The 10,720-nt window shown below is 50.3% G+C and carries 9 protein-coding genes; 7 read left to right on the top strand and 2 right to left on the bottom strand.

Features of this window, described 5'->3' with window-relative positions; genetic code table 11:
- The coding region (locus Q1V74_RS00080) for a thiol:disulfide interchange protein DsbA/DsbL (RefSeq protein WP_366524586.1) at positions 1–577 on the top strand (577 nt) is incomplete at its 5' end.
- Between the two features lie 74 nt (positions 578–651).
- Here the strand turns inward: Q1V74_RS00080 and metC are convergent.
- Both metC and Q1V74_RS00070 read right to left on the bottom strand, forming a co-directional pair.
- Entirely contained in the window at positions 652–1,839 is a 1,188-nt protein-coding gene (gene metC, locus Q1V74_RS00075; RefSeq protein WP_300646494.1) for a cystathionine beta-lyase, read from the bottom strand.
- A 9-nt stretch (positions 1,840–1,848) separates the two neighbouring features.
- Positions 1,849–2,922 carry an MBL fold metallo-hydrolase gene (locus tag Q1V74_RS00070; protein ID WP_300646493.1) on the bottom strand — a complete coding sequence of 358 codons (1,074 nt, stop codon included), beginning with the start codon at positions 2,920–2,922 and terminating at the stop codon, positions 1,849–1,851.
- Between the two features lie 74 nt (positions 2,923–2,996).
- Between Q1V74_RS00070 and Q1V74_RS00065 the strand changes: the two genes are divergently transcribed.
- From Q1V74_RS00065 to Q1V74_RS00040, 6 genes are all read left to right on the top strand, one after another.
- Complete coding sequence (locus Q1V74_RS00065) at positions 2,997–3,404, top strand: MerR family DNA-binding transcriptional regulator (RefSeq protein ID WP_300646492.1); 408 nt, start codon at positions 2,997–2,999, stop codon at positions 3,402–3,404.
- 63 nt (positions 3,405–3,467) lie between these two features.
- Complete coding sequence (locus Q1V74_RS00060) at positions 3,468–4,646, top strand: isovaleryl-CoA dehydrogenase (protein WP_260650990.1); 1,179 nt, start codon at positions 3,468–3,470, stop codon at positions 4,644–4,646.
- 23 nt (positions 4,647–4,669) lie between these two features.
- Positions 4,670–6,520, top strand: a complete 1,851-nt coding sequence (gene aceK, locus Q1V74_RS00055) for a bifunctional isocitrate dehydrogenase kinase/phosphatase (RefSeq protein WP_300646495.1) — start codon at positions 4,670–4,672, stop codon at positions 6,518–6,520.
- Between the two features lie 10 nt (positions 6,521–6,530).
- Positions 6,531–7,712: an acetyl-CoA C-acyltransferase gene (locus Q1V74_RS00050; protein ID WP_300646491.1), complete on the top strand. Its 1,182-nt coding sequence runs from the start codon at positions 6,531–6,533 to the stop codon at positions 7,710–7,712.
- 89 nt (positions 7,713–7,801) lie between these two features.
- Complete coding sequence (locus Q1V74_RS00045; RefSeq protein ID WP_300646490.1) at positions 7,802–9,409, top strand: carboxyl transferase domain-containing protein; 1,608 nt, start codon at positions 7,802–7,804, stop codon at positions 9,407–9,409.
- Between the two features lie 13 nt (positions 9,410–9,422).
- On the top strand, positions 9,423–10,720 hold a 1,298-nt coding region (locus Q1V74_RS00040; protein ID WP_300646488.1), incomplete at its 3' end, for an acetyl-CoA carboxylase biotin carboxylase subunit.

Genomic DNA, 10,720 nt, shown 5'->3' with positions numbered 1-10,720 from the left:
CGTACTTATTAGCCCTGCTGTTACGGCTCAAGAGCCCGCCCCTAACTCTTACATCACCCTAGGCCAAGCCATACCAGCGGATAGCCTAAATAAAACCGAGGTGCTTGAGTTCTTTGCGTATAGCTGCCCACATTGTGCCGTCATGGAACCCATGGTCGAAAAGTGGTCACAGGGTTTTGATGAAAAAGTGGTATTAAAACGCGTCCCGGTGGCTTTTAACGCAGGTATGGCAGACTTGCAGCGCACCTACTTTGTTTTTGAGGCGCTTGATCGCTTAGACTTACACCCTAAGCTCTTTGCGGCAATCCACCAAGAAAAACGCGCGCTATTTGATAAAAAAGCCATACGTAAATGGGCAGCAGATCAAGGCATCAACGAAAAAGATTTTGATAATGCTTTTGATTCTTTTGGTACCCAAACCAAAGCCAATCGTGCTAATGATCTCATTCGTCTCTATCAAATCCAGGGTACCCCTAGCCTAGCGATCGGGGGCAAATACGTCACCTCACCGGCTTTCACGAACGGCTACGAAGAAACCATACAAGTGGCTGACGCCCTACTAAAGCAAGCACAATAGCTGTTTTCAGGGGCTCGCAGGTTGCACTCTCACCCCCTTATTATGACGTCCTTGCGTATAGCAAGGACGTTTTTTTAGATGCTTTCTAGTTGCTGACGCGCCTGTGCAAGATCTGCCACCAAATCCTCTACCTGCTCTAGGCCAATATGTAGGCGAATCAAGAACCCATTTTCCGGATTCCAGTACGAATGATTCGCTAAAGCCGCTGGCTCCACCAACTGAACAAGACTTTCAAAGCCCCCCCATGAAAACCCAATCCCAAATAAACGCAAAGCATCAACAAAACGACGTGCGGCTGGCATATCTACCCGCAAACTAAATGCCAATAAACCATTTGAGCCGAATGCATCACGTTGCCATAAAGCATGCTGTGGATCATGTGGCCACGCAGGATGATAAATAGCGGAAACCTCAGGCCAGCTCGCTAAAAACTCACACACTTGTAAAGCACTTGCTGCGCTTTGCTGCATACGTAACGGCAGGGTTCGCACCCCACGCAAAGCTAACCATACATCGTCCGCACTCACAGAAAATCCCAACGCATAATGACAAGCCTCAATCTGCTGGGCATGTGCAGAATTTTTTGCTACTACAGCACCAAGCATCAAATCCGAGTGTCCACCAATATATTTGGTTCCAGCGATAATAGATACATCTGCACCCAAAGCCAGCGGCTGATAAATCAAGCCTGAGCCCCAAGTATTATCCGTCATCAAAATCAGATCATGCGCCTGAGCCACAGCAGCTAAAGCCGGCATATCAAGCATCTGCATAAGCAACGACCCAGGCGACTCCACATACAGCACTTTGGTGTTCGGCTGAATCGCAGCTTGGCAGGCTTGGGGCGTGGGCGCACAATAACTAACGCTCACCCCCATGCGCTCTAAGACATTTTTATCCAAAGTACGTACCGGCGCATAAGCACAGTCAGCTACCACCACATGATCGCCCTGACTTAAAAAACTCAGCATGGCTAAACTAATTGCTGCCATCCCCGATGGCACCAAAAATGCCTGAGTACCGCCTTCGAGCTCACAAAACACATCCTCGAGCGCCCGATGCGTGTCCATACCCCCACGCCCATAAATGACCGCTCGCTCACCCGCTTGTCGCGCCGCAATTGCCTGATCTAAATGCGACAGCGTTTTAAAACGTACTGTACTTGTACGTACCGGTGGCATTGCTACGGGCGCCGCTCCCGTTTTATCATCGAAATCGGCTTGCCCAGCGTGTTGTAAAAAGGTGTGAAGGTGTGGCTTCATAATGTGTTCCTAAACCGAATAAAATTGATAAACGCCCTGATCATTCACGGCTCGCTTCACCTGCCCAGCAAAATACAATAAATGCAAATGTGCAATGGCTTCTCCCATCGCAAAAGTGAGCTGATGCATATCAAGCTGACGTTTAAATAAAATAGGGACCAGCTGCGCCGCACTACACCCGCCTGCTTGCCTACAGGCCGCTAAGGTCTCGGCCAAGCGATCCTGATGATGTTGTTTTAGCTGTGCGATACGCCAATGTAACCCCTGAAACGGTCTTCCATGCGAAGGCAGCACCAACGTCTGTTCCGGCAAATCCAAATACCGTTCTAAAGAATCCAAATACAACGCCAGTGGATTCGCCTCGGGCTCATAATCAAAGACACTCACATTGGTAGAAATCGTAGGTAAAACCATATCACCTGCAATCAACACCTGCTCACTATCACAATACAGTGCCATATGCTCTGGCGCATGACCATATCCAGCAATACATCGCCATGAACGCCCACCTATCATGACGCATTGCCCATCAAGCAAACGTCTAAAGTCACGTGGGGGTGTCATAACCAGACTTGGATAGTAGCGACTACGCTGTGCTATTTGCTCTTGAGCGGCGGGGTCGACCAAACCATGCCGTGCAAAATGCGCCGCAGCGGCGCGCCCTCCCGAAGCGCCCATCTGCTCGGAAGAAGCGGGGTTAACCCATAAGCACGCTAAGGCATAATCACTCAGGCTCATCCATAAAGGCACCTGCCATTTTTCTGCCAACCAACCCGCTAAGCCCACATGATCCGGGTGCATATGGGTGGCAATAATACGCAGTAAAGGCAACCCATTAAACACCGACTCAAACAGTTGCTCCCACAAAGCTTGCACTTCGGGCCGCGCCACTCCGGTGTCCACTAGTGTCCACCCTTTTTGACCTTCGATTTCATCTTCTAAGAGCCATACATTAATATGGTCTAAAGCAAAAGGTAAAGGCAACCGTATCCAATACACGCCCTTTGCCACTGCTTGCATGGTAGCGGCTGGGGGCAAAAAATCCTGCCATGGATAGATCAGTCCATTTTTGTTTGTCTGCATCTCCGTGTTCTCCCTGCTTGTCTGTTATGGTTTGCCATGGTAGTTTACGTTAACGTCAACTAATTTTAGTCGCTATGTCACAAAAAACATGGTCTATTTCTGATCTGGCTAAAGAATTCGATATTACGCCGCGTACCCTGCGCTATTACGAGGATCATGGCATCTTAAGCCCAGAGCGAGTCGGCCTACAACGACTCTACCACCCTCGAGACCGCACCCGCTTAAAACTAGCGCTACGCGGTAAGCGAATGGGGTTTAGTTTGGCTGATATTCGTAGTCTGATTGATATGTATGATGGCCCTGGTAGCACGCAAGCACAACTCATACACTATCAAAAAGTACTTAATCACTACAAAAACAAACTCCAAAGTCAACTCAAAGACCTACAACAAACCTTAGCAGAAATTGAAATACAACAGCAAAACTGTGATCGGCTGCTTGCGGAAAAATCACAACGCTGCCACACAAACGGGGCAACATAATACCTATCGTTTCTTGTGCCCTCTTTTCTTTTAGCTCGCAGTACTTTTGGTTGGAGACAAACGATGAACTTACCCGGATTAAACTTTGATCTCAGCGAAGAGCTCACTATGCTACGCGATACCGTTCGCCACTTTGCTGAGAACGAGATCGCTCCCCTGGCTCAACAAATCGACGAAAGTGATCAGTTTCCTATGGATCTATGGCCCAAACTGGGCGAACTAGGTGTATTAGGGCTGACCGTCTCCGAAGAATACGGTGGCGCTGACATGGGCTATTTGGCACATATGATTGCCATGGAAGAAATCTCCCGAGCCAGTGCTTCGGTTGGTCTGTCTTATGGCGCCCACTCGAATCTATGTGTTAACCAGCTCTTTAGAAACGGCACCGCTGAGCAAAAAGCCAAATACTTGCCAGGGCTTGTCGATGGTAGCCAAATCGGGGCGCTAGCAATGAGCGAAACCGGTGCCGGCTCTGATGTGGTCAGCATGCGCCTACGCGCCGAAGACAAAGGGGACCATTACTTACTCAATGGCCACAAAATGTGGATTACTAATGGTCCGGATGCCGATACCTTAATCGTCTATGCCAAAACCGACCCCGCCGCCCACCAACGAGGCATCACCGCCTTTATTATCGAAAAAGACTTCCCTGGTTTTTCTGTAGCTCAAAAACTAGATAAGCTCGGTATGCGTGGGAGCCACACTGGCGAGCTCGTTTTCACAGATTGCCGCGTTCCCAAAGAAAACGTATTAGGCGAGGTCAATGGTGGGGTAAAAGTCCTGATGAGTGGCTTGGATTACGAACGTGCCGTGCTGGCGGGTGGCCCACTAGGCATCATGCAAGCCGTCATGGATGTAGTGATGCCCTATGTGCATGAGCGCAAACAGTTTGGTCAGGCCATTGGTGAGTTCCAGCTTATTCAAGGCAAAATCGCAGACCTCTATACCACCCACCAAGCCAGTCGTGCACTCTGTTATAGCGTTGCTAAACACTTAGATGCGCTTGGCGAAAACCACTCGCGCACCGTACGCAAAGACTGCGCCGCAGCGATTTTATTTAGCGCAGAAAAAGCCACATGGATGGCAGGCGAAGCCATTCAAATCCTAGGAGGAAATGGCTACATCAACGAGTTCCCCACAGGACGCCTTTGGCGCGATGCCAAACTTTATGAAATTGGCGCCGGAACCAGCGAGATTCGTCGTATGTTAATTGGTCGTGAACTCTTTAATGAAACCGCTTAACCTTTAAACTTGCTATGAATGCCATGCCTTTTGCTTCAGACCACTCGATTATAGAACCCGCACAGCGACCTATGCCTAGCCCCGAGCACGTGGCAAGCATGATCTTACAAGGTTTTAATCGCCACTATTCTCTGTTCCGTTATAGTGCACAACGTGCCAAAGTCCTATTCGAATCGGCTCATTGGCATGGCATCCAGCAGCTCTCGCGCGAGCGCATTGAATATTACGATATGCGCGTGCGCGAATGTGCAGCGCTGCTCGGGCCCGTTTTAAAAAACACCGCGCTGACCCCCTCCTCCAATGAACAGGAGCTCAGCCCCGAACAGCAGCAGTTCTGGCAGCAAGTCAAACGCGAATTTGCGCACTCGCTTGCTGGTCATAAACAACCAGAATGTGCAGAAACTTTCTTTAATTCCGTTTCATGTCGTGTGTTATCGCGCACGTACTTCAATAACGATTTTCTCTTTGTTCGCCCAGCAATCGCCACCGAATACATTGACAGTGCTCTGCCTTCGTATCGTTCTTACTACCCACTAGATACAGGTCTAATCCCCGCACTAACACAAATGATCACGGATTTTGGGTTGGCTTCACCATTTGCAGACCTACCCTCTGATGTACGCCTTTTGGCACGGCGAGCGATTCATGTTCTGCGCCAGCGCTTACCCCGCGACCCTGGCTTGCGTATTGGACCAGACTGTCAGATTCAGGTCCTAAACACGCTTTTCTTTCGCAACAAAGGCGCATATATCGTTGGACGATTCATTAACCATACCACCATCCACCCTTTTGCCATTGCCTTAACGCATACCCCCAGCCATCACATAGAAATCGATGCCTTGCTCGACAGCGCCGATGACTTAAGTACATTGTTTAGCTTTACGCGCGCGTATTTTTTGGTGGACATGGAAGTGCCCTCTGCTTACGTCCATTTTTTACAGTCGCTCTTACCACGTAAATCCGCCGCCGAGTTTTACAACGCTATTGGCCTACAAAAACAGGGGAAAAACCTCTTTTATCGCGATTTTTTACACCATCTTGGGCACTCCAGCGATCTATTTCAGCTTGCACCAGGGATTAAAGGAATGGTGATGACGGTATTTACCCTGCCTTCTTACCCTTATGTATTCAAAATGATACGCGATACTATTGCTAAGGATGGTATGGACCATGCAACAGTTAAAAGCCGCTACCTATTAGTGAAAAAACACGATAGGGCTGGTCGTATGGCGGACACTTGGGAATACTCTCAAGTAGCACTACCTAAACGTCGCTTTTCACCAGAGCTACTGGAAGAACTGCGCCAAGAAGTCCCCAGCCAAATCGAAGAAACTGGGGATCTGATTGTATTGCGTCATGTCTATATCGAACGGCGCATGTTACCGCTTAATATATACCTAAGTCGTGCTTCTGGTACGGCTTTAGAAATGGCAGTGAAGCAATACGGTGAGGCTATTCGCGAACTAGCAGCCAACAACATTTTCCCAGGGGATATGTTGTATAAAAACTTTGGTTTAACTCGATTAGGGCGTTTAGTGTTTTATGACTATGACGAAATTCAAACCATGACAGAAATGAATTTCCGCCATATTCCTCCGGCACCTAACGAGGAAGCCGAGTTAGCCAGCGAACCTTGGTATCCCATTGGTCCTAATGACGTTTTCCCGGAAGAATTTCGTTGGTTTCTACTAGGGGATCGTCGTATTCGCGAGGCGTTTATGAAATACCACGCTGAGCTACTCAATGCCGACTGGTGGAACGCCTGCCGCGATCGTGTCGCCCAAGGCCGCCTAGAAAATATCTATCCTTACGATTTATCAAAACGCTTACCCCATCGTCGGGTAGCAAACCCCACTACGGTTATACCGCATTAGGAGTCAAATTATGTCTGATCATGTTGTCATTGTTTCTGCAGCGCGTACCCCCATGGGCGCAATGACTGGCAGCCTATCCTCCTTGGCTGCCCATGAGCTCGGCTCTGTGGCCATCAAGGCCGCCCTAGAGCGTGCTGGAGTCAACCCAGACCAAGTTGATGAGGTCATCATGGGCAACGTGCTTCAAGCCGGTCAGGGTCAAGCTCCTGCTCGCCAAGCCGCTATTGGCGCTGGTCTGCCCAGTAACGCACCTTGCACTACTATTCATAAAGTTTGCGGCTCCGGCATGAAAGCCGCCATGTTAGGTCACGACTTGCTCAAAGTCGGTAGCGCCAACGTCGTCGTTGCCGGTGGTCAAGAGAGCATGTCCAACGCCCCTTATCTCTTACTTAAAGCACGCACTGGGTACCGTTATGGTCATGACAAAGTATATGACCACATGGCGCTAGATGGCCTTGAGGATGCTTACGAAGGCATTGCTATGGGTGTGCTGGCAGAGCGTTGTGCCGAGAAATACACGTTTACACGCGAAGAACAAGATGCTTTTGCGCTTGAGTCCTTACGTCGCGCGCGCGCGGCAACAGAAGACGGCAGCTTTAAAGCTGAAATCGCTCCCGTCACCATTAAAGGGCGTAAAGGTGAAACCGTTGTGGATACAGACGAAGCGCCTACTCGCGCTATGCCTGACAAAATTCCTAGCTTACGCCCCGCGTTCAAAAAAGACGGCACCATCACTGCCGCAAATGCTTCTTCCATTTCTGATGGCGCTGCCGCGATGGTACTCATGCGTGAGTCCACCGCCAAAGAGCTTGGTGCCCAGCCTCTTGCTCGCATCGTTGCGCATACTCAACACGCACACGAACCCGAGTGGTTCACCACCGCCCCTGTAGGTGCGGTGCAAAAACTGCTTGATAAAACAGGTTGGAAAATCGAAGACGTTGACTTATTTGAGATCAACGAGGCGTTTGCCGTTGTTACGATGGCCGCCATGAAAGACCTCAACATTCCTCATGAAAAAGTTAACGTTTATGGTGGCGCTACTGCTCTGGGTCACCCCATTGGTGCCTCGGGTGCGCGCATTGTGACGACGTTGATCCATGCCCTCAAACAAAAAGGCGGTAAACGCGGTATTGCCACTTTATGTATTGGTGGCGGCGAAGCCGTAGCTATGGCAGTAGAGCTCGTAGACTAAGCGTCACACTCGCCTTTTCTGTGTAGGAGACCCGGCAGGCCCTTGGGCCTGTCGGCCAAAACATAACGATATTAGGTGGCAGCACAGACATGACAATTATCAAAACTAAAGTACAGCCTCGTTCGGCGGGCTTTCAGGAAAACGCCGCTTCGATGGCGGATCTGATTCAAGATTTACGTAAAATACGCCAACAGCTTGCCCAAGGCGGCAGCGAATCCGCGCGCCAGCGCCATTTGGACCGCGGCAAACTCTTACCTCGTGAACGGGTAGAGCGGCTTTTAGACCCAGGCTCCCCGTTTTTAGAACTTTCTCCTCTTGCCGCCTATAACCTCTATAACAACGAGGCACCCGGTGCCGGCATTATCACGGGCATAGGTCGTATTAACGGCATTGAGTGCATGATTGTATGTAATGATGCCACCGTCAAAGGGGGAACCTATTACCCCATGACTGTTAAAAAACACGTGCGAGCTCAAGAAATCGCCCAACAAAATCGCTTACCCTGCGTGTATTTGGTGGACTCAGGTGGGGCCAACTTGCCCAACCAAGACGAGGTCTTTCCCGACCGTGATCACTTTGGTCGAATTTTTTATAACCAAGCCCAAATGTCTGCCCAAGGCATTGCCCAAATCGCCGCCGTCATGGGTTCATGTACAGCAGGGGGCGCCTATGTACCCGCCATGAGCGATGAGTCCATTATTGTGCGCAACCAAGGCACGATTTTTTTAGCTGGGCCGCCTTTAGTCAAAGCCGCCACAGGCGAAGAGGTCAGCGCCGAAGATCTCGGTGGGGGCGATGTACACACCCGTTTATCAGGGGTCGCCGACCACTTGGCAGAAAACGATGATCATGCGTTGCAACTGGCACGCCAAGCCGTTGGGCGCCTTACCCATCAAAAAACCTATCCCTGGCCACTGCGACCCGTAGAGGAGCCCCTTTACGACCCTGAAGAGCTCAACGGCATTATCCCTAACGACACCCGCAAGCCCTACGATGTCAGAGAGGTCATCGCACGTTTAGTCGATGGCTCCAAATTCGAAGAGTTTAAAGCCCGTTTTGGCACCACGCTGGTCACAGGCTTTGCGCATCTGCATGGCATGCCTGTTGGCATCATTGCCAATAATGGCATTTTGTTTTCCGAAGCCGCGCAAAAAGGAACGCATTTCATTGAGCTATGCTGCCAACGCAAAATCCCATTGATTTTTTTACAAAATATCAGTGGTTTTATGGTGGGGCGCAAATACGAAAACGAAGGCATCGCCCGCCACGGTGCCAAAATGGTTACCGCTGTATCTACCGCTTCGGTACCTAAGCTCACCGTCATTATAGGGGGCTCGTTTGGAGCCGGTAACTACGGTATGTGTGGCCGTGCTTTTAATCCACGCATGCTCTTTATGTGGCCTAACGCCCGCATTTCCGTCATGGGGGGCGAGCAAGCCGCTAGCGTATTAGCTACGGTGCGTCGCGACAACCTAGAAAAAACGGGTAAAGACTGGTCTGCCGACGAAGAAGAAGCCTTCAAAGCCCCTATACGCGAACAATACGAACACGAAGGGCACCCCTACTATGCCTCGGCTCGTCTCTGGGACGATGGCATCATTGAACCGGCACAAACGCGCCGTGTTCTTGCGCTGGCGCTGTCCGCCGCACTCAACGCCCCCATCGAAGATACACGCTTCGGTGTGTTCCGTATGTAATAGGGAGTAAACCATGTTTGATACTATTTTAATTGCTAACCGTGGTGAAATTGCTTGTCGTATTGCCGCTACTTGCCGCCGCTTAGGCATACGCACGGTCATGGTGTATTCCACAGCGGACGCCGAGGCATTGCATGTCAAATCCGGGGACGAGGCCATTTGCATTGGCGAGGCAGAACCACAAAAAAGCTATCTGAATATTGCCGCAATTATTGACGCCGCTAAACGTACCGGTGCCCAAGCCATTCACCCAGGCTATGGCTTTTTAGCTGAAAACACGGAATTTGCTCAGGCTTGTGCCGACAATGGTCTAGTTTTTATTGGCCCAAAGCCAGATGCTATCACGGCAATGGGAAACAAATCGGCCGCCAAACAGCTCATGGAGCAAGCCAATGTGCCTTTAGTACCGGGCTATCACGGTGATAACCAAGATGCCGCCTTTTTACACCAACAAGCTGACGCGATGGGCTACCCCGTGCTAATTAAAGCCAGTGCCGGCGGTGGTGGTAAAGGCATGCGCATTGTGACCTCGAGCGATCAGTTCCTAGAAGCCTTGTCTTCTTGTAAACGCGAAGCAAAAAGCAGTTTCAGTGACGATCATGTTCTCATTGAGCGCTACCTACAAAAACCGCGCCATATTGAAATCCAAATTTTTGCAGATACCCACGGCAATACCGTTCATTTATTTGAGCGGGACTGCTCCGTCCAGCGTCGCCATCAAAAGGTCATCGAGGAAGCCCCCGCCCCCGGCATGACCCCAGAACGACGTGCCGCCATGGGAGCCGCAGCCGTTGCCGCCGCTCAAGCAGTGAACTATGTCGGAGCGGGTACCGTAGAATTTATCTGCGAAGGCGATGATTTTTATTTTATGGAGATGAATACTCGCCTGCAGGTTGAACACCCCATCACAGAACAAATCACAGGTTTTGACTTGGTAGAATGGCAGCTTCGCGTTGCCGCCGGCCAAACCTTGCCCGCCTCGCAAGATGAACTCCATATTCATGGTCATGCTTTTGAAGCCCGTATTTACGCAGAAAACCCAGACAATCAGTTTTTGCCCTCTATTGGTCAAATCCACACTTTAGTATTCCCTGAACACCAAAGTTTCTGCCTTAGCCCCGTGCGGGTAGACAGTGGCATTTTGCAAGGGGACAGCATCAGCCCCTTTTACGATCCTATGATCGCCAAGCTCATTGTCCATGGCTCAGACCGAGACGATGCGCTACGTAAACTACAGCACGCACTTGAGCAAAGCTACATTGCCGGCTTACATACGAACCTACGCTTCTTACACCGATTAGCATGCGATGA

The organism is Paenalcaligenes sp. (assembly GCF_030152715.1).
Taxonomy (GTDB): domain Bacteria; phylum Pseudomonadota; class Gammaproteobacteria; order Burkholderiales; family Burkholderiaceae_B; genus Paenalcaligenes; species Paenalcaligenes hermetiae.
This window is presented reverse-complemented; position numbering and strand designations above follow the sequence as displayed.